This window comes from Hymenobacter coalescens (genome assembly GCF_054783195.1).
The window spans coordinates 107,030-132,284 of record NZ_BAAGRA010000014.1 but is presented as its reverse complement, the minus strand read 5'-3'; the positions used below and the strand labels follow the sequence as shown (position 1 = coordinate 132,284).

Below are 25,255 nucleotides of genomic sequence, written 5' to 3'. Positions count from 1 at the left end.
AAGTAACCCCAACGCCAAACCCATGAACCTCACGCTGAAGGTGTGGCGGCAGAAAAACCGCAATGCCCAAGGCAACATCGTGGATTACCAGGTACGTGACATTTCGCCCGAGATGTCGTTTCTGGAAATGCTGGACGTGCTGAACGAGGACCTGCTGCGCAAGGGCGAAGAGCCCGTTGCCTTCGACCACGACTGCCGCGAAGGCATCTGCGGCTCGTGCAACCTCTTCATCAACGGCCGCGCCCACGGCCCGGAGCCGGGCACGACCACCTGCCAGCTGCACATGCGCAAGTTCTCCGACGGTGACACCATCACCATCGAGCCTTGGCGCGCTGAGGCTTTCCCGGTCAACAAGGACCTGTCGGTGGACCGCTCGGCCTTCGACCGTATTATCCAAGCGGGCGGCTACGTGTCGATCAACACCGGCGGCGTGCCCGACGCCAACGAAATTCCGATTCCGAAGTCGATTGCCGATCAGGCCTTCGACGCGGCTACCTGTATCGGCTGCGGCGCTTGCGTGGCGGCTTGCAAAAACGCTTCGGCCATGCTGTTCGTTTCGGCCAAGGTGTCGCAGCTCGCGCTGCTGCCCCAGGGCCAGGTGGAACGCAAACAGCGCGTGGAGAACATGGTAGCGCAGATGGACAAGGAAGGCTTCGGAGCCTGCACCAACATCGGCTCCTGCGCCGCGGAGTGCCCGGTGGGCATTTCGCTGGAGAACATTGCCATCCTGAACCGCGAATTCCTGGCCGCCAAGGCTACGTCGAATAACCTTGTCTAGGGTTTAGCGGTTAGACCGTCGACCAGAAAGCGAGCCGGCCTGCCGGTTCGCTTTTTTGTTGGTGCTCCGCTCGGGCATTGAGCAGTAAGAACCTCGCGACGGCTTCTTCCTGCCTGTTGATTTTGCCTTATTTCCAAGCCTAATGATTACCATCGTTGCCGGAACCAACCGCCGTAATTCGCGCGCCCGCCGCATCAGCGACCTGTACGCCGCGCAGCTGCGCGAATTCGGAGCCCAAGCCCAGATTCTGGACTTAACGGATCTGCCGGCCGACTTTACCGTGACGGCTCTGTACGACAATGCCGGCAGCCACCCCGCGTTCAACCAGCTGGTAGACTTGGCCAGCGGAGCCGAAAAGCTGGTGTTCGTGGTGCCGGAGTACAACTGCTCCTACCCCGGCGTGCTCAAGGCCTTCATCGACGGGTTGCCTTACCCCGGGGGCATCCGCAACAAAAAAGCCGCGCTGGTAGGTCTATCCTCGGGTGCGCAGGGCGGCTTGCTGGCCCTGAGCCACCTCTCCGACGTGCTGATGTACCTGGGCACGGCTGTGCTGCCGTTACGCGTGCGCCTGCCCAACATCGAAGCCAGCCTCACGACCACCGGCGAGCTGCACAACCCGCTGTTTGAACAGCTGTTGCGGGAACAAGCCGAACAGTTTCTGCAGTTCTAACTTCGGCGCCAATAATCGAGCGGCGCCGAATCGGGTCAAGGAGATGGAACAACGCTTCGATGCTATATTTAAGACGGCGCACGGGCTTCACCTCAAACCTGACCTTCATTTCTGCGGCTTCCGCGGAGGACTTGGTGAAACGGCGCGGAAGTTTTCCGCGGAGGCCTCCGCGTTTCACTAAGCCGGAGCCCGGACCTTCTGGTTGCCGGGCATCCACTGATACTGCCCATCGGCTTTCTTCCGCCCAGTGCCGGGCGGCCCTAAGTGTCCACCACCCACCTCTCCGCTTATGCGCTTTCCTACGCTATCCGCAGTTGTCTTGAGGCTTCTGCTCGGCGCGGTTGCCCTCGGTGTTGCTGCCTGCGACGATGACGACGAGCAAAAGACAACGGCGCCGCCCGTAGTCAATCCGCCGGTGGTGCCGCCACCGCCGGCCAACGCCACGGGCAAGCTGGCGCTGGAGTTTGAGCACGTGGTCGGTAGCCAGGCGCTGGCTTTCGGTCCAAGCTACAGCACGCTTGAGGGAGAGCAATTCGCAGTCAGCAAATTCAATTACTACGTTTCCAACATCAAGCTCACCAAAGCCGACGGCACCGAGTGGGCCGAGCCGGAAAGCTACCACTTGGTGAAGCATTCCGAGCCCGCGTCGCAGCGCTTTCAGCTCAGCGACGTTCCCACCGGTGACTACCGCAAGCTCACCTTTACCATCGGCGTCGACAGCGCCCGCAACGTGGCCGGCGCGCAGACCGGGGCGCTGGACCCGCTCAACGATATGTTCTGGAGCTGGAGCTCCGGCTACGTGTTCCTGAAGCTGGAAGGCACCTCGCCGCAAGCCACCACCGGCCGTATTACGTACCACATCGGCGGCTTCCGCGCCCCTCACAACACTATTCGCACCGTAGTCCCGGCGCTACCCGGCGGCGTAACGGCCCTGCCAGTGTGCGCCGATAAAACGGGGCAGGTATTCCTGAAAGCCGACCTGCAGAAGGTATTTACCGGCCCGGCTACCATTCGTATCGCGCAGCTCTCGAACACGGGGCACAGCTCCGACCCGAACTCGGTGAAGCTGGCTAATAACTACGCCGCGGGCATGTTCCGCATTGACCGCGTCCAAAGCAACTAGTCTGCTGCCGACAATGAAACCAACCTCCTGGGTGCTTCCGTTGGCTGCCGCGCTGGCGGGCTTACTCCTGGTTGGTTGTCGCCCCGACGCGGATATGCTGCCCCCGTCGGATGCCATCCCTGGCAGCGCGCTGCCAGGCAATTTTCCGGCGCCGGTGTACGCGCTGGACCAGAACCCGCCGAACCGGGCGGCCTTCGAGCTAGGCCGCCAGTTATTCTACGACCCACGCCTCTCCGGGGACAACACTGTATCCTGCGGGTCCTGCCATGAACAGGCAGCGGCCTTTGCCCACACGGGCCGAGCGCTAAGCCCGGGCGTGCAGGGGCGCTTGGGCGCGCGCAACGCCCCGGCGCTGCAGAACCTGCGCTGGCGGCGCACGCTGCTCTGGGACGGGGGCGTGGCGCACCTGGAATTGTTGCCACTGGCGCCGCTCACCAACTCCGCGGAGATGGACGAGACGCTGCCCGGCGTGCTGGCCAAGCTCAACGCCGATGCTGCCTACCGCCGCCGCTTCGCGCAGGCATACGGCCCCGGCCCTATCACCTCGCAACAGTTTTTGCGCGCCCTGGCCCAGTTCATGGCCGGTTTCACCTCCGCCGACAGCCGCTACGACCGTTACGCGCGCGGCGAGGCCGGCGGCGTGCTCGACGCTTCGGAACAACGCGGGCTGGCCCTGTTCCGCGCCCGCTGCGCCGGCTGCCACGCCACGGACCTGTTCACCGACGAGTCGTTCCGCAACAACGGACTGGACGCGCGCTTCCCGGCCGACTCGGGCCGCGCGCACATCACCGGCCGGCCAGGCGAGCGGGGCCTGTTTAAGGTGCCCAGCCTGCGCAACGTAGCCCGCACCGCCCCCTACATGCACGACGGGCGCTTCCCAACCCTGCAGCGGGTGTTCGACCACTACGCCCACGGCGTAGTTGACTCCCCCACGCTCGACCCGCTGCTGCGCCGCCGCGACGGCACGCTGGGCATCCCGCTCACGGCCCGCGAGCAGACCGACCTGCTGGCCTTTCTGGCTACGCTTACCGATGAGACTTTCCTGACCAACCCGCAGTTGGCGCCACCTTAAAAGCGCGGCAGGCATTGCCCAACTTGCCTTGCTGAACTAGCGCCCCAATGGCGTGGTTCTCCTACAGAACCCGTACTTTCAGCCGCTTCACGCCTTTCAACTCCGCCGCTTCGTGCTCTACTCTACTCTCCTACGCCGGTATTGGCACCTTGGTACGGCCTGTCTGATTTTGCTGGCAGCAGCCTGCAAACCCGATAAAGACGTGGTGGAAGCATTTGGGCCGGCTACCCCGCTGTCGATGCCCCCGCCGCCAAGCGGCTGGCCGGCAGCCCAGCGCATGCCCGCCGACAACCCGCTCACGGAGGAGGGCGTAGCCCTGGGCCGGCAGCTGTTTTACGAAAAGCAACTTTCCGCCGACGGGCGGATATCGTGCGGCTCCTGCCACCAGCAGAGCAAATCCTTTTCTGATGGCCGTGCCCTAGCCATGGGCATACGCGGGCAACAGCATCGCCGCAACAGCATGGCCCTGGTGAACCTGGCCTGGGACGCGAGCTTCAACTGGGACGGCTCATCCGTCCAGCTTGAGGAGCAGGCCCGCATTCCGCTGGAAAATCCCATTGAGATGCACCAGTCGCTGGCCGTCAGTGCGGCGAAGCTGCAGCAGATGCCGAACTATCCCAAGCTGTTCGGCCAAGCATTTGGCTCGTCCAAAATCACCGAGGAGAATATTCTGAAGGCACTGGCGCAGTTTGAACGCACCCTGGTTTCCTATAACTCCAAGTACGACCGGTCCCGGCGCCTGGAGGTGATGCTCTCCCCCGACGAGCAGGCCGGACAGACCCTGTTCAACACCCACTCGGCCGGACGCATCAGCGGGGCGGAGTGCTTTCATTGCCACGTGCCGCCCTCGTTTGCCGGCATTCGGGAGTTCAAGAACAACGGCATGGACCTCGCGCCCTTCGCCGACCCGGGCCGGGGCGGCGTGACGGGCCAGGCGGCAGACTTGGGCAAGTTCAAAATACCCACCCTTCGCAACATTGCCCTGACCGGCCCTTATATGCACGACGGCCGCTTCCAAACCCTGGAGGAGGTGCTCGACCACTACAGCGACCATGTGCAGCTCACCGGCTCCGACCCCATTCTGCTGAGCAACGCCAACAACCCCGACGGCCGCATTATGCTCTCCCCCACCCAGAAGCGCCAGATTATTGCTTTTCTGCACACGCTCACGGATACCTCGTTTACCACGGACCCGAAATTCTCCGAGCCACGACCTTAATCAGAATCGTCAAATTGATATCAACGCAAGAGGGCCCGCTCAGCTAATCTGAGCGGGCCCTCTTGCGTGAAGCAGTAAGCTGCTTAGTCCACGTTGTCGTGCAGGAAGCGGTTATCGCCCAGCAGCTCGTTGTCGTCGGAGAGGTTGAAGCGCGAGATGTTGCGCTCTGAAGAGGGCTGCACCTGCTCCAGCTTCACCTGCCGGCGCAAGTAAGCCGGTACTTCCAACTGCTCCTTTACCGCGTCGTTGGTCAGGCCGTTGCTCAGCTCCATCAGTCGGCGGCGGCGCTCCTCGGCCCGTGCATCGAGCGAAGGACGAGCTGGCGCAGCGTGAGGCGCTTCGGGGGCCACCGTAGGCTGGGGTTGCTGCACGGCTTGCAGTGGCTCCGGTGCCGAAGGAGCCGGGTACACCACGGGCGGCACAAAGGGCGAGGGCGACTGTTCCAGATCGAAGCGGGCCTGAGGCTGCTCGGGCTGTACCGGCGGCACCACAGGCTGGTACTCGGCGCTGGGTACCGGGGCGGCCACCGGAGCCGGCGGTACCACCACGGCTTGGGCGGCCGGACGCACAGCTACCGGGTCGTGCCGGTCTTTGTCGAACAGGTTGATCTGCGGGTCGGCTACCACGGCGGCCACCTCGGGCTTGCTCGGCTCCGCGTCGCGGAAGCCGCCCATGATGGAGATGCTGTGCGTGTCGCGGGCAAAACCGGTGGCAATAACCGTTACGCGGATGCTCTGGCCCAGCGTGCCGTCGATGCCGTGGCCGAAAATCACTTCGGCATCCTGCCCGGCTTTGGCCTGGATGTACTCCGTGATTTCCGTCAGCTCGTCCATTTCCAGCTCGGCCTGGTCGCCCGACATGATGCTGAGCAGGATTTTCTGCGCGCCGTGAATGTCGGTGTTGTTCAGCAGTGGCGAAGCCAGGGCCTCTTCAGCGGCGCGGCGGGCGCGGTTCTCGCCTTCGGTAATGCTCGAGCCCATCACAGCCGCGCCGGAGTCCTTCATGACGGTTTTCACGTCTTCGAAGTCCACGTTCACGTCGGCCGTCACGGTGATGATTTCGGCAATGGACTTGGCGGCGGTGCTCAGCACGTTGTCAGCCTTAGCGAAAGCCGAGCGGATGGGCAGGTTGCCGTACATCTCGCGCAGCTTGTCGTTGAGGATGACCAGCACCGTGTCGCAGTTGTCGCTCAAGTCGCGGATACCCATTTCAGCCTGTTGGCGCTTCTTGCGGCCCTCGAACAGGAAGGGCGCCGTCACGATGCCCACCGTCAAGATACCCAGCTCCTTGGCCACTTTGGCAATAACCGGCGCGGCGCCTGTGCCGGTGCCGCCGCCCATGCCAGCCGTGATGAACACCATTTTGGTGCCGTTGCTGAGCAGCTCGCGGATCTGCTCGCGGCTCTCGATGGCGGCTTGCTTGCCCCGCTCGGGGTTGGCGCCTGCGCCAAGTCCCTCGGTCAGGTCGACGCCAATCTGCAGTCTATTCGGCACGGTGGAGCTCTGCAACGCCTGCTTGTCGGTGTTGCAGATGACGAATTCCACGTCCTTGATGCCCTGCGAGAACATGTGGTTGACGGCGTTGGAGCCGCCGCCGCCCACGCCAATCACCTTGATGATGGACTTGCTCTGGGGCGTGATATCAAATTTAAAATCCATATGGCGGGAGGGTCAGATGGCTAGCAAAATGGCCGGGGCAACAAAAAGTCAAACGGTTAAATGGCTGGGAGTTCGGGAGCAACAGCTCGACAGGAGAACGGCCAACCATTTAACCACTTGACAATTTAGCCATTTAGTACTGTTTATCGTCGAAATCGTCGATGAGCAGGCCCTTGGTGCGGCTCAGAATGTCGCGGAAGAAGCCGGCGGCCTTGCTCGGCTGCTTGGGCTGCTCCGGCTTGGCCGGCTGCGCTTGCGGCTGGCTCTGCGGGGTCGAAGTCGGCTGCGTGTTCTGCCGCGAAGGTGCCTCGTGGGGGCGCGTCATGGTGTACTCGTCGTACTGCTGACGGCCGCCGCGGTCGTCCAGGGAGCGGTAGCCGGCCAGCACCAGGCCCACCGTGGTGGCGTACATCGGCGACTTGACGGCCTCGATGCGCGACTTGCCCAGGTGCTCGTTGGGGTAGCCGATGCGGGTGTCCATGCCGGTGATGTACTCGGTGAGTTGCACCAGGTTCTGCAGCTGCGAGCCGCCGCCGGTCAGCACGATGCCGGCTGCGAGGCTTTTCTCGAAGCCGGTGCGCTGAATTTCGGCGTACACCAGCTCCAGGATTTCCTCCATGCGGGCCTCGATGATGTAAGCTAGATTCTTGAGGCTGATTTCCTTGGGTGCCCGGTCGCGCAGGCCGGGGATGCTCACGATTTCGTACTCAGAGGCTTCCTCGGCAATGGCCTTGCCGAACTTCACTTTCAGCTGCTCGGCCTGGTTTTGCATGACCAGGCAGCCCTGCTTGATGTCGGAGGTGATGATGTTGCCGCCGAAGGGCAGTACCGCCGCGTGGCGGATGATGCCGTCCTTGAAAATGGCCAGGTCGGTGGTGCCGCCGCCGATGTCAATCAGTGCGACGCCGGCTTCCTTTTCCTCGTCCGACAGCACCGACATGGAGGATGCCAGCGGCTCCAGAATCAGGTTGTCGATTTCCAGGCCGGCTTTGGTGACGCACTTGTTGATGTTGTTGATGGCCGTGCTCTGGGCGGTGATGATGTGGAAGTTACCTTCCAGGCGCACCCCCGACATGCCCACCGGGTCCATGATGTTTTCCTCGTAATCCACCTTGTAATCCTGGGGCATTACGTGGATGATTTCGGAGCCGGGCGGCGTCACCAAACGGTACATATCGTTGGTGAGACGCATCACGTCCTCCTGGGTAATTTCCGAGTCCTGCGAAGCCCGGGTAATCGACCCGTTGTGCTGCAGCGACTTGATGTGCTGGCCGGCAATGCCCACGTTGACAATGCCGATATTAATTCCCGACTGCTCTTCCGCCTGCCGGATGGCTCGTTTGATGGCGTCAACGGTTTTGTCGATATTCGACACGATGCCGCGCACTACCCCTTCCGACACGGCCTTGCCCATGCCGAGAATTTCGAGTTTTCCGAACTCATTTTTGCGGCCCACCAAGGCGCAGATTTTGGTGGTTCCAATGTCGAGGCCGACGACGATTTTATCTTGTTGCATGGGGTGAGGCTGGCAGTGGAGAGGTGTTCGGGGAGTGCGGGAAGGGGAGAAAATGCAGAAACCCAGCGCAATTCAACGCTGGTGTTATTCGCAAATTATTTGGTTCTGGAATTCCACATTGACGCGGTGATAGGTGTCCCATCCTAAAGCTGGCGGAATTTGGCGGTAAAATACCATTAGTTTGGCAAATTTTTCCGAAATATTCTCCGGATATCCAAATTCCACACGCTGGTCACCGACTTGTTGAGTGAAAATTATTTTACCGTTCGGGGACAAAAATACTTCAGCAATCTGAGCCCGCCAGAACGGATGCTCGTCTACGTAACGCAAAAAATCAAGATACCGGCTGCCGGTAGAATCTTGAAAAAATTGAGCATTTAATGGCGTTCCTCCAACTCGAGCAATGGGCACTACCCGCGCCGAATAAAGCGCCGACAACGGCAGCGGTTGGCCATCGGCGTCGAGGTACTTATCGAGGGCGGCGTCGGGGTGCACGAGGCGGGCAATGGGACGGTTCTGGCGTACGTCGGCGTGCAGGTTACCGCCCAGGTCGCGGTACACCTGCGCGTCCTTCACGAAGGGGTGGGTTTTCAGCCGGCCTTCCAGGGCGCGCAAATCCAGGTCCTGCTGATCGGCCCCGCGGAGCTGCTGGTTGCCGTTGCGTGTGAGCAGGGCCGTCACCTGCTGCTCGCTGATGAAGAAGTTGTTGAACTCGTTGCTGATCGTGACGATGACCGCGCCTACCGGGCGCGCGGCCTGGCGCACGGAGGCAAAGACGGTCAGGGCCGTCAGCAAAAGCAAACAGCCGATACCAAAAAGTACATTTTTAGCCTTACGCTTCAGCGCCATACCACTTGTTTCGTAAGATTTTCTTCAATTCCGGCACCAGCTGATCAATGTCGCCGGCCCCTACCGTGGCCACGACTTCGAACTCGTCGTCGGCGTACACTTCGGCCTGCAGCACCTGCTCCTTGGAGAGCAGGGCCTTGCGCGGGCTCGTGAGCCGGTCGAAGATGAGCTGTGAGCTGACGCCCTCAATCGGCAATTCGCGGGCCGGGTAGATGGGCAGCAGCAGCACCTCGTCGGCCAGGCTCAGGCTTTGGGCAAAGCCCTCGGCAAAGTCGCGGGTGCGGGTGAAGAGGTGGGGCTGAAAGATGACGCGCAGCTTCTTGCCCGGGTAGAGCGCCCGCACGGAGCGCAGAAACGCCTCGATTTCGCGGGGGTGGTGGGCGTAATCGTCGAGGTAGGCCCGCTTCTCCCCTTGCGTGACGACAAACTCAAAACGCCGGTTAACGCCGCGGTACGCCGCCACGGCCGCGGGCAGCTGCTCCCAGCCCAGCCCGACGAGGTGCGCGGCGGCGGCGGCGGCCAGCATGTTCTCGACGTTGTGAAAGCCCGGAACGGGCAGTTCCAGGCTGGCCACGTGCGCCGCCTCCAGCGCCGGTGCCACCAGCTCGAAGCGGAAAGTGTGGCCGTGGGCGTGAATGGCGGCGGCGTGCAGGTCCGGGCCCTGCTCGGGCGTGAGGCCGTAGCGCAGCACCCGTACGCCCGGTGCCACAGCCTCGGCCACGCTCGGGTCGGCGGTGTGGTTGAGCAGCAGCGTGCCGCCGGGCTTGATCTGCCCCACGAACTGCCGGAACGACTCCACCAGCGCCGATTGCTCGCCGTAGATGTCGAGGTGGTCGGCGTCGGTGCTGGTGACGATGGCCACGTCCGGGTGCAGGGTCAGAAAGCTGCGGTCGTACTCGTCGGCTTCCACCACCACGGGCACTTCAGCCCCCGCGCCGGCCGGGGGCAGCAGCAGGTTCGAGCCCAGGTTCACGGAAATACCGCCCAGGAAAGCGGCGGCCGGCACGCCGGCGTGGTGCAGCAGGTGCGCTACCATGCTGCTGGTTGTCGTCTTGCCGTGGGTACCGGCCACGGCCACCGTACGGCGACCCGCGGTCAGCAGGCCCAGCACCTGGCTGCGCTTGCGGATGTCGTAGCCCTGCTCGCGCAGCCAAGCCCACTCGCGGTGGTCCTGGGGCATAGCGGGCGTCAGAATTACCAGCGTCTTGTCCCGGTTCACGCGCACCTCCGTGGGAATGTTGCCGGGGTCGTCGGCGTAATGCACGTGAATGCCTTCGGCGGCCAGCGCCTCGGTGAGCGGGGTGCGGGTCTTGTCGTAGCCCCACACGATGTGGCCATTGGCCCGGAACCAGCGCGCCAGGGCCGACATGCCGATGCCGCCGATGCCGAGGAAGTAGACGTAGGGAAACTGGGCGACTGGGTTCACGGAAGGAGTAGCTGAGGCGTACAAATCAGGAGTTCCGGGTGCGTTGGCGGTCGATGAGGGCCTCCAGCTCGTCGACGATGGTGCTGGTGGCGGCGGGGCGGGCCAAGGGCTGGAGGTTGCGCCGCAGCTCGGCCTGCCGGGCCGGGTCGCCTAGCAAATCCAGCGCCACATCGTAGAGGCGTTGCGCAGCGTCGGCATCCGTTACCAAGATAGCCGCGTTGCGCGAGGAAAGCGCCTGCGCATTTTTGGTTTGGTGGTCTTCGGCCACGTTGGGCGAGGGCACCAGCACGCAGGGCTTGCCCGTCAGGCACAGCTCCGATACCGACAGCGCCCCGGCGCGGCTGACCACCACGTCGGCAGCGGCGTAGGCCAGGTCCATGCGCCGGATGAATTCCAGCGCGTGCAGGCCGTGGGCCCGGAAGCCGGCGGCCTGTTGCTCGGCCGTGGGGAAGTAGAGCTTGCCGGTTTGCCAAAGTAGCTGCACCCCGGCCTGCTGCAGGCGGGGCAGCGCGGCCGCCGTAGCCTGATTCAGGGTGCGGGCGCCGAGGCTGCCACCGATAACCAGCAGCACCGGCTTATCGGGGTCGAGGCCAAAGAACCGCAGCGCTTCGGCCCGGTCGCCGCCGGCAATTTCGCGGCGCACGGGGTTGCCCGTCAGCACCAGCCGCTCGGCCGGGAAAAACTTCTCCATGCCTTCGTACGCCACGCAGATGCGGTCGACGCGGCGGGCCAGCAGCTTGTTGACGAGGCCGGCGTAGGAATTCTGCTCCTGAATCAGGGCGGGCACGGCGCGTGAGGTGGCCGCCAGCAGCACCGGGGCCGAGGCGTAGCCGCCCACGCCCACCACCGCATCGGGGCGAAACTGTTCGACCAGCTTGCCGGCCTGGCGCACCGATTGAAACACCTTGAGCGGAAACAGCAGGTTTTCGGGCGTGAGGCGGCGCTGCAGGCCGCTGATGTTCAGGCCCACGATGCGGTAGCCGGCCTCGGGCACGCGGGTCATTTCCATGCGGCCGTTGGCGCCCACAAACAGGATGTCGGCGTCGGGGCGGCGACGCTGCAGTTCGTTGGCAATGGCTACGGCCGGGAAAATGTGCCCGCCCGTGCCGCCGCCACTGATGATGACGCGGCAGGAGGCGTTCGGGTTAGGCTCGATATGGGGGGCCGATGTGGGCATGTAGTAGTTTAGCAACAGGTTCCTGCGGAGGAACGCAAAGGATTTGGCCGGGGCCGGGCGGTTCTCTTAAGCCAGCGCGGTTTGCTTGGGAATGCGCGGCTCGTCTTCCGGCTCGCCCACCATGGGGCGGATTTCCCGCTCCCCGCGGCTCACGCTCAGGATGATGCCGATGCTGATACCGGTGAAAATCAGGGAGGTGCCGCCCATGCTCAGCATCGGCAGCGGCAGACCGGTAATCGGCCCCAGGCCCACGGCTACGCCCATGTTCACCATGGCCTGCAGCACCAGGCTGAAGCAGAGGCCCGCCGAAAGCAGCCCCCCGAAGGCCCCGTAACTGCGCATCACCGTCAGCAGCCCCCGGTAGAGGAAAGCCAGGTAAAGGAACAGCACGAGGACGCCGCCGGCCATGCCGTATTCCTCGATGATGATGGCGTAGATGAAGTCGGAGTACGGGTGCGGCAGGATGTTGCGCTCGGTGCTGTTGCCCGGGCCCTTGCCCAGCGGCCCGCCGCCGGCAATGGCAATCATGGAGTGCTCCAGCTGAAACGGCAGCGGCTTCGACTTATCGGTGAAGGACTCGATGCGCTTTTTCACCGTGCCCAGGCGCTGGCCCACGGCCAGGGCCGTGCCCCCGATGGTCACGCCGATGAGCACCATCAGCAGCATGTGCTTGATGGGCACCCGGCCGATAAACATCAGCAGCAGGCAGGTAAAGAACAGCAGCAGGGCCGTGGAGGCGTTCGAGAGGATGATGATGCCGCAGATGACGCCCACCCACAGCATCACCGGCAGCAGCGTGGTGGTGAAGTTTTCGATGTACTGCTGCCGCCGGCTGAGCATGCTGGCCAGGTGCGAAATCAGCGCCAGTTTGGCTAAGTCGGAGGGCTGGAAGGTCTGGTTGATAACCGGAATGGTCAGCCAGCGCGAGGCCTCGTTGATGTTCGACCCCATGAAGTAGGTAAAAATCAGCAGCGGCACCGAAATCAGCAGCGCGTAAAGCGAGAGGCGCGAGTAGTGCCGGTAATCGATGCGGTGCGCCAGCCAAGCGAAGAACAGCCCGACGAAGATCAGGCCGGTGTGCTTGATGAGGAAGTACTCGGTGTTGCCGCCCATCTTCTTGTAAGCCAGTGTGCCCGTAGCCGAGTACACCACCGCAATGGAGATAAACGAGAACATCAGCACGATGGCCCAGAGCACCGGGTCACCCTTCAGGTTATTCCGCAGCCAGAGTTTGACGGGTTCCATGGCGGTGAGGTTGTGAGATGGTGAAATGGGAAGTTGATGGGCAACGAAACGGCTACGTCAGAACGGCAAACTCACCATTTCACGATTTCACCAACTCACTGACCGCCTGGGCAAATTGCCGGCCGCGGTCCTCGTAATTTTTGAATAGGTCGAAGGAGGCGCAGGCGGGCGAGAGCAGCACCACGTCGCCGGGGCGGGCGGCGGCGGCGGCGCGGCGCACGGCCTCGCGCACGTCCTGGGTTTCCTCCACCTGCGGCACCACGTTGCCAAAAGCCGCGCGGAGCTTGGCGTTGTCCACGCCGAGGCAGATCAGGGCTTTTACTTTCTCTTTCGCCAGCGGCACCAGTGTGCTGTAGTCGTTGCCCTTGTCGGTACCGCCCGCAATCCAGATCAGCGGGGCTTTCACACCGTCCAGGGCGTACCAGGCGGCCTCCACGTTGGTGGCCTTGGAGTCGTTGATAAACTTCACGCCGCCTATCTCGCCCACCGGCTGCAGGCGGTGCTCGGCATTGCTGAAGGTAGGCAGCGCCGCTTCTATTTGCGCAATGGACAACCCCGCCACACGCGCCGCCAGGATGGCCGCGGCCTGGTTCTGCCGGTTGTGCTGCCCGATGAGCGGCGAGCGGGCAATGCTGATTTCCTCCCGGCCCTCGTCCTGCACCTGCGGAATGTCGAGGCGCAGCGTGGTTTCCGACACGAAGCGAGCCGCGCAGTGAATGTCAGGCCGGCGGTGCAGGCTGAAAGGCAGGTCATTCGTATCGACGAACACCGACTGGTATTCCTGCTGAATGACACGGTCGTCGGCGTTGTAGATGAAGTAGGAGTTGCTGTCCAGGTTGCGGGTGATGCGCAGCTTGGCCTGGGCGTATTCCTCCAGGCTGTAGTGGTAGCGGTCGAGGTGGTCGGGCGTGATGTTGAGCAGCACGGCCACAGTGGGCGTGTAATCGTAGGTATCGTCGAGCTGAAAGGAACTCAGCTCCAATACGTACCAATCAAACTGGTCTTCCATCACCTGCTCGGCGAAGCTGTGCCCCACGTTGCCGGCCAGGCCCACCTTGTAGCCGGCTTCCCGCAGCAGGTGGTAGGTCAGCAGCGTAGTGGTGGTTTTGCCGTTGGTGCCCGTAATGCCAATGCTCCGGGCCCGGGTGTAGCGGCTGGCCAGGTCGATTTCGGAAATGACGCGGATGCCTTTCGCCCGTACGGCCTGCATCACCGGCGCTGTTGAAGGAATGCCGGGGCTTTTCACGATTTCGTCGGCTGCCAGGATTTCGTCCAGCGTGTGGGTGCCTTCTTCGAAGCGGATGCCCGCCTTCTCCAACTTCGCCTTATACGCCGGCTTGAGCGCGCCGCCGTCGGACACGAACACGTCGTAGCCCTTGGCCTGCGCGAGCAGCGCCGCGCCCACCCCGCTTTCGCCGGAGCCGAGCACCACCAGTTTTTTGCCTTCGCCCGAAGTCGTCATGAGGTTAGCGCAGTTTGAGGGTTACCAGGGTCAGCACGGCCAGCATGATGCCCACAATCCAGAAGCGCGACACGATTTTGGACTCGTGGTAGCCCAGCTTCTGGTAGTGGTGGTGCAGCGGCGACATGCGCAGCAGGCGGCGGCCCTCGCCGTACTTGCGGCGGGTGTACTTGAAGTAGCTCACCTGCACAATCACCGAGAGGTTTTCGATCAGAAACACCCCGCAGAGCACCGGAATCAGCAGCTCCTTGCGCACGATCAGGGCCAGCACGGCGATGATGCCGCCGATGGCCAGGGAGCCGGTGTCGCCCATGAAGACCTGCGCCGGGTACGAGTTGTACCAGAGGAAGCCCACGCAGGCCCCCACAAAGGCGGTACAGAAAATCGTCAGTTCGCCCACGTTCGGAATGAACATGATGTCGAGGTAGTCGGCCAGTACGGCGTTGCCCGACACGAAGGCGAAGATGCCCAGCGTGGTGCCGATGATGGCCGAGGTGCCGGCCGCCAGCCCGTCGAGGCCGTCGGTGATGTTGGCCCCGTTCGACACCGCCGTGATGATGAAAATCACGATGGGGATGTAGAAGAAGGCGTAGTACTCGTTGAAAAAGTCCCCGGCCGTGGCAAACAGGTCGCCGTAGTTCAATTCGTTGTTTTTGGCGAAGGGAATGGTGGTAATCATCAGCTTCACGTCCTGGTACACCTTGCTGGCGTCCACGGCCGAAAACTGCCCGTTGGGCAGCAAATACTGGCGCACCGTCACGTCGTGGCTGAAAAACAGCACCCAGCCCACCGTCAGGCCCAGCCCGATCTGGCCCAGCATCTTGAAGCGGCCGGCCAGCCCTTCCTTGTCCTTCTTGACCACCTTAATGTAGTCGTCGACGAAGCCGATCAGGCCCAGCCACACCGTGCTGAGCAGCATCAGGATGACGTAGATGTTGTCGAGCTTGGCGAAAAGCAGCGTGGGCACCAGGATGGCCAGCAGGATAATGAGGCCGCCCATCGTCGGGGTGCCCTTCTTTTCCATCTGCCCAGCCAGGCCCAGGTCGCGGATGCCCTCCCCGATTTGTTTGCGCCGCAGCACGGCAATCAGCTGCTTGCCGAACAGCTGCGCGATGATGAGCGACGTGACCACGGCCATGGCCGCGCGGAACGAGGTGTACTGAAAGACCCCCGTGCCGGGCACGTTGTAATGGCGGTGCAAAAAGTCGAAGAGGTAGTAGAGCATCGGTCAGGGCAGGTGCGGTGCCGGTTCAGGCACCAGGAAGCCGCAAAATTTCGGCTTTTTCGGCAGCGGTCAAACGTTGCGTTTGTAGTGATTTTGTGCTATTCCGGCAGTCTTAGAACTACACCATCAGCTCGTCATGTCGAGCTTGTCGAGACATCTCGCGTGCTGATGCCGGGTAGTGACTTCAACGAGGGAATTGCTATCCGGCGAGATGCCCCGACTGCGCTCGACATGACGTTCTATGTTGATTCGTTATAAACTCAGCAGCTCATAGGCTTCCTGCAGCACTTCCCGGTCGTCGAAAGCCGTGCGTTGCCCCTGGATTTCCTGGTAGTTCTCGTGGCCCTTGCCGGCCACCAGCACGATGTCGCCGGGGCGGGCCAGGGCGCAGGCCGTTTTGATGGCTTCGCGACGGTCGGGCACGGTGAGGTACTTGCCTGCGTCGGTGGGGCGCACGCCGGCCTGCATCTGCCGCAGAATCTCGTTCGGGTCCTCGAAGCGAGGGTTGTCGGAGGTGAGCACGGCGCGGTCGGACAGGCGGCAGGCCAAATCGGCCATGATGGGACGCTTGGCCCCGTCGCGGTTGCCGCCGCAGCCCACCACCGTGATGACAGCCTGCTCGGGCCGGCGGATTTCGGCAATGGTCTGCAGCACGTTTTCCAGCGCGTCGGGCGTGTGGGCGTAGTCGACGATGCCCACCACGCGCTTGCGCGGCGACACCACCGGCTCGAAGCGCCCCGGCGCCGAAGTCAGCCCCGACAGCACGGTAAGCGTTTCTTCGGGCTCCTCGCCCAGCAGCACGGCGGCGCCGTACACGGCCAGCAGGTTGTAGGCGTTGAACACGCCAATCAGGCGGAACTGCACCTCGTGGCCGTCCACCTCCAGCTGCAGACCTTCCACCCCGTTTTCAATCAGGCGCCCGCGCACGGTGGCCTGCCCGCGCAGGGAGTACGAGGCTTTCTTGGCCTTAGTGTTCTGCAGCATCACCGCCCCGCGCTTGTCGTCAGCGTTGGTGAGGGCGAAGGCGCCGGCCGGCAGCATGTCGAAAAAGCCCTTCTTGGCCTTCAGGTAGGCGTCGAAAGTGCCGTGGTAATCGAGGTGGTCGTGGGTGAGGTTGCTGAAGATGCCGCCGGCGAAGTGCAGCCCGGTTACGCGGTGCTGCACCACGGCGTGCGAGCTGACCTCCATGAAGGCGTGCGTGCAGCGGGCGGCCACCATGCGCGCCAGCAGCTCGTTGAGCCGGATGGCGTCGGGCGTGGTGTGCGTAGCCGGGATGACGTCTTCCCCGATCTGGTTTTGCACCGTCGAGAGCAGGCCGGCCTTGTAGCCGCGGGCCGAAAACAACTTGTGCAGCAAGGTTACGGTGGTGGTTTTACCGTTGGTGCCCGTCACGCCCACCAGCTTGAGCTGCTTGGAGGGGTGCCCGTAAAACGCGGCCGCCATGTGGCCCATGGCCTCGGCGCTGTCCTTCACCAGCACGTAGGTCACGCCCGGGTCCAGGTCATCGGGCAGCGCCTCACACACCACCACGGCCGCGCCCTGGGCCACGGCCTTCGGAATGAACTGGTGCCCATCGGCCTGCGCGCCGCGCAGGGCAAAAAACGCCGCGCCGGGCACCGCCTGCCGCGAGTCGAGCGTGAGGCTGGTGATGGTCACGTCGGACGTGCCGCGCTGGTCCAGGGCGTTGACGGCCGTGAGCAGTTCGGGCAGCAGGTGCGAGGGGGCGGAGGACGAAGAAGTCAAGGGCTAAAACGAGGAAAGTCAGCGAAAAAGAATTAGGCCCGGCGGCCGGAGCGGCCCGCATTGGGCTGGACCGCGGCCGAGCGGGGCTTGGCCGGCTTTTGGCCGGGAAACAGCTCGTCGGGCCGCGTAATCGGCTGGCCGGTGGGCGACACCGGCTCGGGAATCACCGTCGGTTCGGGAGCTACCGTGGGCTTGGGCGGGGCGTAGGGCAGCACCGGCACGGCGGCCTTGGCCACCACGGTCGGGTCCTTCAGCTCCAGCATGACCACGGCGCCGCGCTGCACCGGCGTACCGGCCGGCACCGACTGCCGGGCCACGCGGCCCGTGCCCACGGTGCGAACGCGCAGGCCGCGGTTTTCGAGCATGTACAGCGCGTCGCGGCGGCTCAGGCCGGCCACGCTGGGCATGCGGCCCCGGCGCAGTGGCAGCGGCTGCCACTGCAGCGCCCGGATGCCCTGCTGAGTATCGGCGCGCACCCAGTCGTCGGCGGAAGTGCCGGCGGAGTGGTTGCTCACCCCCAGGCGGCTGCACACCAGCTGCAGGTCTTCCTGCATGCCCACGTGGGCGGCGGGCACCAGGGCCTTGCGCCGCGGGGCCCGCGCCAGCAAGGGGCGCTGGCTAGCCTGGTCGCGGGCCATGGCCTTGTCGGCCACTTCGCGGAACACCGGCGCGGCCACGTCGGCACCGTAGATGCGGCCGTTCTTGGGCGAGTCCACCACCACGATGCACGAGTACTTGGGCTTATCGGCCGGGAAGTAGCCGCAGAAGGAGGTGGAGTAGGTTTTGGTGTAGCGGCCGTTCTTGAACTTCCAGGCCGTGCCCGTTTTGCCGGCGATGCTGAAGTCGGGCGTGCGGATGCCGCGGGCCGTGCCGTTGGTCACCACGCCTTCCATCATGGCCTTCACCTTGGCCAGCGTCGCGTCGGAGCAGATTTTGGGGTTGAGCACCTTGGTTTCGTAGCGCTCCAGCACCTGGTCGGCCTGCTTGATTTCCTTCACGATGATGGGCTGCACCTTCACCCCGCCGTTGGCCACGGCGTTGTAGAAGGCCAGCGTCTGCAGCGGGGCCAGCTTCAGCTCGTAGCCGATGCTCATCGTCGAGAGCGACGTGCGGCTCCACGAGCGGTCCGTGGGGTCCTTCACGTAGGGCTTGGCCTCGCCCGACATCTGGAAGCCGAGCGGCTGGTGCAGCCCGAACTTCTTGAGGTAGTCGGTGTAGTCGCTGGGCTTGTTCATGAAGTGGTCGTTCACCAGCTTGGCCACCCCAATGTTGGAGGACTTCTCGAACACCTGCTGCACGGAAATCTTGCCGTACGGGTGCGAGTCGGTCTTCACGGCGCCGGCAATCTTCATGGAGCCCGAGCGGCCGGTGTTGACGGTGTCGTTCAGGTCCAGGTCGGGATTGTCCTCAAACAAAGCCATCATGGAAGCCAGCTTGAAGGTGGAGCCCGGCTCGGTACGGCCCTGGTCGGCAATGGCGTAGTTGTAGTCCTCGCGGTACACGCCGTCGGCCACCTTGCCCAGGTTGGCCACGGCCTTGATTTCGCCGGTCTTCACCTCCATCAAAATCACCGTGCCGTACTGCGCGTTGTTGTCCATCAGGCTGCGCAGCAGGGCATTTTCGGCCACGTCCTGCAGGTTGATGTCCAGCGTGGTTTTGATGTCGTAGCCGGCCTGCGGCTTGATTTCGGTGCCGTCGTACACGGGCTTCAGGCCGCCGGGCAGGCGCTCAAACAGCGCTTCGCCGTCTTTGCCGGCCAGCTCCTTGTTAAAGGTATACTCCAGGCCCGCGCCGTGCTTCTCCTCGTTTACGAAGCCGATGGTACGCTGGGCCAGCCCGCCGAAGGGCCGAAAACGCTTGTCGACCTTTTCGAAGATGACGCCGCCCTTATTTTTGCCGGTTCGGAAGATGGGCCAGGTGGCCAGCAGCTTTTTTTCCTGGAAGTTGATCTGGCGCGAGTTCAGGCGCAGGTAGCGCACCTGCGGCTTGGCGTAGTAGGCGTTTTTGAGCTTGCGCTTGTAGTCCTGCACCGACCGGTCGCCGAAAAACCGCGACAGGGCCAGGGCCAGGGAATCCACGTTGCTCTTGAACAGGTCTTCGCCCACCACCGACGGGTCCCAGGCCACCCGGTAAAAGGGCAGCGAGGTGGCCATGATGCTCTCGTTGTCGGACAAAATGCTGCCGCGCGTGGCAAACACCGGCTGGTACACGATGCGCCGCTGCTGCTCCAAGGAGCGCCACTTCTCCCCTTCCTGGTACTGAATGCGCTGAATCTTCCACACGATGGCGCCGGAAAACAGCAGCACGCCCAAAAAGGCGAGCCGCACCCGCGTAACGATGGATTTTTTGACGCTGCCCTGCTGCTTGCTCATGGCTTCGGTGCGCTAGTGTTGCTCGGCTTCGGGGGTGGTGGCCGTCGGGGCGGGCTGCGTAGCGGCCGCGGCGGCCGAGTCGCGCACGGCGCGGGCCGCAATGGAGTCGGCGGTGAGCACCGGCACCTGGTCCAGCTCGGCCTCGTCGAGGCCGCCGGCGGGTACGGTGATGCGGAAGGGCGGCGAGGAGCTTTCAATCAGCCCGTAGCCGGCCACTTTGCGGGCCACCTCACTTTGCTTGCTGGCCTCCATGTAGTCCGATTTCAGGGTGGTGTAGTCGGCGCGCAGGTCTTCGGTTTCGGTCTTGAGCTTCTGGATGTTGCGGTTCATGCGGGTCGCGTAGTGCGTGTTGCCGATGTACAGCAGGATCAAAAACATCACGAACAGGGTGTGCGGCAGAAAGCGCACCGGCACCCCGTCGCGGAACAGCCCGTCCACGTTGACGACCTTCTCCACCAGGGTGAAGATGCTCCACGTCGACGGCTTGCGCGGCTTCGGCTCGGGCCGGGGGGCGCGTTCGGTCGGCTCCGGAGCTGGGGCCTCCGGCTCGGGCGCGCGCTCCGGGGCCGGGGGCGGCACTACTTCGCGCGGCGTGTTCTGGCGCGGCTGCGAGGCGGGCGGACGAAGGGTATTGATGGCCACGGACGGTTCAGGACTTAGATTTCAGCGGGAAGTCGTTGCGGACTCCAACTCGCAATTTAGCGCTGCGCGCCCGGTTGTTCAGCTGCAGTTCTTCCTCCGACGCGGTTATGGGCTTGCGCGTCAGCACCTCAAAAGGCTTCTGGGGGTTGCCGTACAGGTCTTTTTCGGCCTCGCCGAAGAATTTGCCGGCCGCCAGAAAGTTCTTTACCAGCCGGTCTTCCAGCGAGTGGTACGACATGACCACCAGCCGGCCGCCCGGCCGCAGTACCTGCGCGGCCTGCTCCAGCATGGCCTGCAGCACCGCCAGCTCGTCGTTTACCTCGATGCGCAGGGCCTGAAAGACCTGCGCCAGGTACTTGTTTTCCTTGCCGCGCGGGGTGCAGCTGGCAATGGCTTTTTTCAGATCGGCAATGGTTTCGATGCCCCGGCCGCCGCGGCTTTGCACCACGGCTTTGGCCAGGGTGCGGGCGTTCGTCACCTCACCGTACATGCCGAAGATGCGGTGCAGCTCGCCCTCGGAGTACTCGTTGACCACGTCGGCGGCGGTGCGGCCGTCCTCCGGGTTCATGCGCATGTCCAGCGGCCCGTCGAAGCGGGTGCTGAAGCCGCGCTCCGGCGTATCGAACTGGTAGCTGGACACGCCCAGGTCGGCCAGCAGGCCATCTACCGGGCCCACGCCGCGCTGTTCCAGCGCGCGGTGCAGTTCCCCAAAATTCGAGCGGATAAACGTGAACCGGTCGCCGCGCGGGCCGCCGAGCAATTGCTGGGCCTGGCGCTCCGCATCGGCGTCCTGGTCGAAGGAGTAGAGGTGCCCCTGCGGGCCGAGCTGCTCCAGCATGGCCCAGGAGTGGCCGCCGCCGCCGAAGGTCACGTCCACGTAGCGGCCGTCGGCGTGCAGATCGAGCGCGTCGAGGCACTCCTGCAGCATCACGGGGCGGTGGTAGGTGGCGTTGGGGGTGTTCATGCTCATGCGGCCAGGCCGCCGGCGGGCGGAGTTTCAGTGGTCAGGAATTTTTGGGCGAGCTTGGAGAAGCTCTGCTGGTCCTTGATCAGGAATTCGTCGTAGCGCTCCGGCTCCCAGATTTCGCAGCGGTTGCCGAGGCCCACGATGATGGCTTCCTTCTCGATGCCGGCGTAGCGCAGCATGGTGCGCGGCAGCCCGAAGCGCCCGATGTTGTCGAGCTCCACCTCGGTCATGCCGCGGAAAAAGTTGCGCTGAAACTGCCGGTATTCTTCGTTGAACTCGTCCAGCGCCATCACTTTCTCGTGAATCACCTGCCAGGCCGAACGCGGGTAGAGCACCAGGCAGGGCTCGAAGCCGCGCACCAGCACCAGCTGGTTGCCCGATTGCTCCGGCAGGTTACCCTTCACCTTGGCTGGCAACACGAGCCGCCCTTTCGGGTCGAGCTTGCATTCGTATTCGCCGGAGAGCAGGTGCATGGGAGGCTGGCTAGGTATGGACGCAGGGTCGGTAAACAAAAGTACGGAAGGCCCTGCAAAAGGCAACCACCTTTTACCATTTTCTACCACCTACGAAAAAGGCCATTCCGAGTTCGTATAGGCCGTTTTCAGCAAGCCTGAACTGCGTGCGTGGAGCAAAGTGGGAAACCCGATCAGCGTGGTGCCAAAATGACAGCCGGGCCGCGGCGGTGGCCGGCAATCGGAATTGTGCACAAGGCCACTCACATTCTATACTGCGGTGTCCGGTGCATATGGTCTATCTTTGCGGCTGTGAAAACGCCCTCGTTACTGCTGCGCCTCACCAGCTTATGGCTGGCCCTGTTGGTGCTCACCGCCTCGGTGGGCCTGACGGTGCAGCAGCATACCTGCCAGGTCAGCGGCCTGACGCAGCGCGCGGTGGTACTCACGCCGCACCACGGCTGCGCCCCCGAGGAGGTAGCTGGTTCCCCAGCCTCGTCCGGCTGCGAGGTACCGGCTTTGGCGGATAAGGCCACGGTGCAGGATGGCTGCTGCGCCTTCAGTGCCGAACACCACAAGGTGGATGCCGCCGCGCACGACCTGGGCCTGAGCAAGGTACCGGTACCGGCTTTGCTCGCCGTGCTTCCGGCTGCGCCGACTTGGCCGCTGCCGGCTGTCGACCGGGCGCGCCTGCTCACTGCCTGTGTGCTGCACGCGGCCGATGCCTCGCCCCCAACCCGCGCGGGTCGGGCGCTGCTCACGTTTGTGTGCAGTTGGGTCGTCTAGCAGGATTCTTCCCGCCTCGGCACGCTTGCGGGCGGTAGCCGTGGCATTGCCGCCCCTGCGCGGGCGGTGTTCAGCCGGAAGAATCCTAACTCATTGACTGACCTTATGCCTGCTTTCCTGCGAAGCCGCGCCCTGCGTGCCTTGCCCCTGCTGCTGGGGGCCGCGCCGGCCGCTTTCGCCCAATCCGCCGCCCCTGCACGGGGCGAAGTCACCGACGGCTCGACCCGCGCCGCCGTGCCCGGCGCCGTGGTGCGCTGGCTCGGCACCGATCAGGCCACTACGACCGATGAGCGCGGCCTGTTTGTGCTGCCCTACTCTACCAAAGCCACCGCGCCCCGGCTTGTCATCAATGCCCTGGGCTACCGCGCCGATACGGTGCAAGCCGGGCCCTACGTGCGCATCGCACTGCAGAACAGCGCCGAGCTGCAGGAGGTGGTCATCACCGACCGCGCCCCGAGCTACTCCTCGCTCACGCCCACGCACACCCAGGTCATTACCAGCCAGGACCTGACCAAGTCGGCCTGCTGCAACCTCGCGGAGAGCTTCGAAACCAATGCCTCGGTGGAAGTCACGACCACCGACGCGGCCTCGGGTGCCAAGCAGATCCAGTTGCTGGGGCTCGACGGCTCCTACTCCCTGCTGACGGTGGACAACCTGCCGGCCCTGCGCGGCCTCTCTGCTCCGTATCGGCTCAACTACCTGGCCGGCCCGTGGATTGAGAGCATCGACATCATCAAGGGCATGGGCTCGGTGGTAAACGGCTACGAGTCGATTTCGGGCCAGGTGAACGTGCGCCTGAAAGAGCCGGACAAAACCGACCGGCTGCTGTTCAACGTCTACGCCAACGACTTCGGCAAATTTGACGTGAACCTGAACACCTCGGCGCGCCTGAGCCCGAAGTGGAGCACCGCCCTGCTGCTGCACGCCGACCACCTCGGCAACCGCATCGACCGCAACAAGGATGGCTTCCTCGACCTGCCCCTGGCCACCCAGTACAACGTGCTGAACAAGTGGAAGTACAAGTCGGGCACGGCCGTGGTGAGCGAAGTGGGCGTGGGCGCGCTGCGCGAAACCCGGCAGGGCGGCCAGGTTGGCTTCCGCGAAGGAGAAGCCAGCAACCCCTACTACGGCATCACGCAGCAAACCACGCGCTACAACGTGTACGGCAAGTCGTCCTACACCTGGCCCACCAAGCCTTACCAGAGCCTGGGCCTGCTCGTGTCGGGTACCAGCCACGACTTCAACTCCAGCTTCGGCGGCAGCCAGTACGGCACGCTGTTCGACGTGGTGCTCGACCCCGACCACAGCGGCCACTACCGCCCGCAGCGCCAGTACAACGGCACGCAGCGCACCGGGCTGGCCACCTTGCTGTTTCAGAGCGCCATCGGCAACACGGCCCACGTGTACCGCCTCGGCACCAGCTACCTCTACGATGACTACCGGGAGTACCTGCGCAACGGCTTCCGCCCCGGCGAAACGGCCGAGCAGGAGCGCCAGCGCAGCCGGCGCGCCCGCACCGAGCGCGTGCCCGGCGCCTTTGCCGAGTACACCTACCAGAACTCGCGCAACCTGACCGTGGTGGCCGGGGCCCGCGCCGATTACCACAACCTCTACGGCTGGTTTCTGACGCCGCGCCTGAACGTGAAGGTGGATGCCACCAAGAGCACGGTGCTGCGCCTGGCCGCCGGCCGCGGCTACCGCGTGGCCAACCCCATTGCCGAAAACACCGGCATGCTGGTGAGCAGCCGCCCCTTCAACGTGGCCGGGGACCTGCAGCCCGAGCGCGCCTGGAACGTGGGCGGCTCCTTCTCGCAGTACTTCACCGTGGCAGGCCGGCAGGCTACCTTCGTGGCAGACTACTACCACACCATCTTCCAGAATCAGGTGGTGGCCGACCCGTACTCGCTGCCCTCCCTGCTGCTCATCCGCAACCTGGCGCCGGGTGGCCGCTCCTACTCGCGTAGCTTCCAGGCCGAAGTGCAGGTGGAGCCCGCGAAGGGCCTGCAGGCCAAAGCCGCTTATAAGTGGCTCGACGTACGCACCACCTACGGCACGGCACTGCTCCCCAAGCCGCTCACGCCCCAGCACCGCCTGTTTGCCAACGTGGCGTACGCCAGCGCCTACGACAAGTGGCGCGCCGACCTGACAGCCCAGTGGTACGGCCGCCGGCCCTACGCCCCCGGCCTCATGCACCAGCCCGATGCCGGTAGCAGCCCCGAACAGGTGCGCTACTCCCCGCGCTTCGCGACGCTCAATGCCCAGCTCACCCGCGCCTTCAAGCGCTTCGACGTGTACCTGGGCGTGGAGAACCTCACCAACTTCCGCCAGCGCAACCCCATTGACGCGGCCGCTGAGCCATTCGGCCAGCACTTCGACGCCGCGATGAACTGGGGTCCGATCTACGGCCGCCTGACGTACGCCGGCCTGCGCTTCCGTTTGGAATAGTTCTTGGTATAGCCACCCGCCTTTCTTTCTTGTCTGATGAAATACTTCCGTTCGTTTTTGCTGGGCCTGATGGCCATCCTGTTCGCTCACCTGACCCAGGCCCAGACGCCCGCTGCCAAGGCGAAGTCCGGCACCGAGCAGTTGCAGATCAAAACCTCCGCCGTGTGCGACATGTGCAAGGCGCGGCTGGAAAAATCCTTGGCCTACGAAAAGGGCGTGCAGTCGGCCCTGCTTGATGTGCCCTCGCAGGTACTGACCGTCATCTACCGCGTCGACAAAACCTCGCCCGATGCCCTGCGCGCCGCCGTGACGGCCACCGGCTACGACGCTGACCAGCAGGCCGCCAACGCCAAGGCGTACGACCGCCTGCCCGATTGCTGCAAAAAAACCAACAGCGTACACTAAAACTCCGGCCGCCGTGGCCCCCA

At 63.9% G+C, this 25,255-nt stretch carries 21 protein-coding genes; 8 read left to right on the top strand and 13 right to left on the bottom strand.

Features of this window, described 5'->3' with window-relative positions; genetic code table 11:
* Positions 1 to 22 precede the first annotated feature (22 nt).
* The 5 genes from ACYVKQ_RS09740 to ACYVKQ_RS09720 all read left to right on the top strand — a co-directional run bounded on the left by ACYVKQ_RS09740 (position 23) and on the right by ACYVKQ_RS09720 (position 4,862).
* Complete coding sequence (locus tag ACYVKQ_RS09740; protein WP_460675464.1) at positions 23 to 778, top strand: succinate dehydrogenase/fumarate reductase iron-sulfur subunit; 756 nt, start codon at positions 23 to 25, stop codon at positions 776 to 778.
* A gap of 142 nt (positions 779 to 920) precedes the next feature.
* A complete protein-coding gene (locus ACYVKQ_RS09735; protein WP_460577963.1) occupies positions 921 to 1,448 on the top strand; it encodes an NADPH-dependent FMN reductase in 528 nt (175 codons plus the stop codon).
* Between the two features lie 319 nt (positions 1,449 to 1,767).
* A complete protein-coding gene (locus ACYVKQ_RS09730; protein WP_460577962.1) occupies positions 1,768 to 2,571 on the top strand; it encodes an MbnP family protein in 804 nt (267 codons plus the stop codon).
* A gap of 13 nt (positions 2,572 to 2,584) precedes the next feature.
* On the top strand, positions 2,585 to 3,643 hold the full coding sequence (locus ACYVKQ_RS09725) for a cytochrome-c peroxidase (protein WP_460577961.1): 1,059 nt from the start codon (positions 2,585 to 2,587) through the stop codon (positions 3,641 to 3,643).
* A gap of 238 nt (positions 3,644 to 3,881) precedes the next feature.
* On the top strand, positions 3,882 to 4,862 hold the full coding sequence (locus ACYVKQ_RS09720) for a cytochrome-c peroxidase (protein ID WP_460577960.1): 981 nt from the start codon (positions 3,882 to 3,884) through the stop codon (positions 4,860 to 4,862).
* Between the two features lie 83 nt (positions 4,863 to 4,945).
* On the opposite strand, the gene ftsZ is transcribed toward ACYVKQ_RS09720, so the two are convergent.
* The 13 genes from ftsZ to mraZ all read right to left on the bottom strand — a co-directional run bounded on the left by ftsZ (position 4,946) and on the right by mraZ (position 21,617).
* Positions 4,946 to 6,520, bottom strand: a complete 1,575-nt coding sequence (ftsZ, locus tag ACYVKQ_RS09715) for a cell division protein FtsZ (protein ID WP_460577959.1) — start codon at positions 6,518 to 6,520, stop codon at positions 4,946 to 4,948.
* A 133-nt stretch (positions 6,521 to 6,653) separates the two neighbouring features.
* Positions 6,654 to 8,036, bottom strand: coding sequence for a cell division protein FtsA (ftsA, locus tag ACYVKQ_RS09710; RefSeq protein ID WP_460577958.1), 1,383 nt, complete (start codon positions 8,034 to 8,036; stop codon positions 6,654 to 6,656).
* A gap of 84 nt (positions 8,037 to 8,120) precedes the next feature.
* Positions 8,121 to 8,885, bottom strand: a complete 765-nt coding sequence (locus ACYVKQ_RS09705) for a cell division protein FtsQ/DivIB (protein ID WP_460577957.1) — start codon at positions 8,883 to 8,885, stop codon at positions 8,121 to 8,123.
* Positions 8,869 to 10,311 (bottom strand): UDP-N-acetylmuramate--L-alanine ligase, encoded by a 1,443-nt coding sequence (murC, locus tag ACYVKQ_RS09700; RefSeq protein ID WP_460577956.1) that lies wholly within the window; start codon positions 10,309 to 10,311, stop codon positions 8,869 to 8,871. Before murC ends, ACYVKQ_RS09705 begins: the two co-directional genes overlap by 17 nt.
* 25 nt (positions 10,312 to 10,336) lie before the next feature.
* On the bottom strand, positions 10,337 to 11,488 hold the full coding sequence (gene murG, locus ACYVKQ_RS09695; RefSeq protein ID WP_460577955.1) for an undecaprenyldiphospho-muramoylpentapeptide beta-N-acetylglucosaminyltransferase: 1,152 nt from the start codon (positions 11,486 to 11,488) through the stop codon (positions 10,337 to 10,339).
* A 66-nt stretch (positions 11,489 to 11,554) separates the two neighbouring features.
* Positions 11,555 to 12,733, bottom strand: a complete 1,179-nt coding sequence (locus tag ACYVKQ_RS09690) for an FtsW/RodA/SpoVE family cell cycle protein (RefSeq protein WP_460577954.1) — start codon at positions 12,731 to 12,733, stop codon at positions 11,555 to 11,557.
* A 79-nt stretch (positions 12,734 to 12,812) separates the two neighbouring features.
* Complete coding sequence (gene murD, locus ACYVKQ_RS09685) at positions 12,813 to 14,195, bottom strand: Mur ligase family protein (RefSeq protein WP_460577953.1); 1,383 nt, start codon at positions 14,193 to 14,195, stop codon at positions 12,813 to 12,815.
* Between the two features lie 4 nt (positions 14,196 to 14,199).
* A complete protein-coding gene (mraY, locus tag ACYVKQ_RS09680) occupies positions 14,200 to 15,420 on the bottom strand; it encodes a phospho-N-acetylmuramoyl-pentapeptide-transferase (protein WP_460577952.1) in 1,221 nt (406 codons plus the stop codon).
* 252 nt (positions 15,421 to 15,672) lie between these two features.
* A complete protein-coding gene (locus ACYVKQ_RS09675) occupies positions 15,673 to 17,163 on the bottom strand; it encodes a Mur ligase family protein (protein WP_460577951.1) in 1,491 nt (496 codons plus the stop codon).
* 32 nt (positions 17,164 to 17,195) lie between these two features.
* Positions 17,196 to 19,535 carry a penicillin-binding protein gene (locus tag ACYVKQ_RS09670; protein ID WP_460577950.1) on the bottom strand — a complete coding sequence of 780 codons (2,340 nt, stop codon included), beginning with the start codon at positions 19,533 to 19,535 and terminating at the stop codon, positions 17,196 to 17,198.
* Between the two features lie 12 nt (positions 19,536 to 19,547).
* The gene (locus ACYVKQ_RS09665; protein WP_460577949.1) at positions 19,548 to 20,177 is read right to left on the bottom strand and encodes an FtsL-like putative cell division protein; all 630 of its coding nucleotides are present in this window, start codon (positions 20,175 to 20,177) and stop codon (positions 19,548 to 19,550) included.
* Positions 20,178 to 20,184: 7 nt separating this feature from the next.
* Positions 20,185 to 21,141, bottom strand: a complete 957-nt coding sequence (gene rsmH / locus ACYVKQ_RS09660; RefSeq protein ID WP_460577948.1) for a 16S rRNA (cytosine(1402)-N(4))-methyltransferase RsmH — start codon at positions 21,139 to 21,141, stop codon at positions 20,185 to 20,187.
* Positions 21,142 to 21,143: 2 nt separating this feature from the next.
* The gene (gene mraZ / locus ACYVKQ_RS09655; protein WP_460577947.1) at positions 21,144 to 21,617 is read right to left on the bottom strand and encodes a division/cell wall cluster transcriptional repressor MraZ; all 474 of its coding nucleotides are present in this window, start codon (positions 21,615 to 21,617) and stop codon (positions 21,144 to 21,146) included.
* Between the two features lie 291 nt (positions 21,618 to 21,908).
* Here mraZ and ACYVKQ_RS09650 point away from each other — a divergent pair, with 291 nt between their 5' ends.
* From ACYVKQ_RS09650 to ACYVKQ_RS09640, 3 genes are all read left to right on the top strand, one after another.
* The gene (locus tag ACYVKQ_RS09650; protein WP_460577946.1) at positions 21,909 to 22,382 is read left to right on the top strand and encodes a hypothetical protein; all 474 of its coding nucleotides are present in this window, start codon (positions 21,909 to 21,911) and stop codon (positions 22,380 to 22,382) included.
* A gap of 105 nt (positions 22,383 to 22,487) precedes the next feature.
* A complete protein-coding gene (locus ACYVKQ_RS09645) occupies positions 22,488 to 24,827 on the top strand; it encodes a TonB-dependent receptor (protein ID WP_460577945.1) in 2,340 nt (779 codons plus the stop codon).
* A 36-nt stretch (positions 24,828 to 24,863) separates the two neighbouring features.
* The gene (locus ACYVKQ_RS09640; protein WP_460577944.1) at positions 24,864 to 25,232 is read left to right on the top strand and encodes a heavy-metal-associated domain-containing protein; all 369 of its coding nucleotides are present in this window, start codon (positions 24,864 to 24,866) and stop codon (positions 25,230 to 25,232) included.
* Positions 25,233 to 25,255 lie beyond the last annotated feature (23 nt).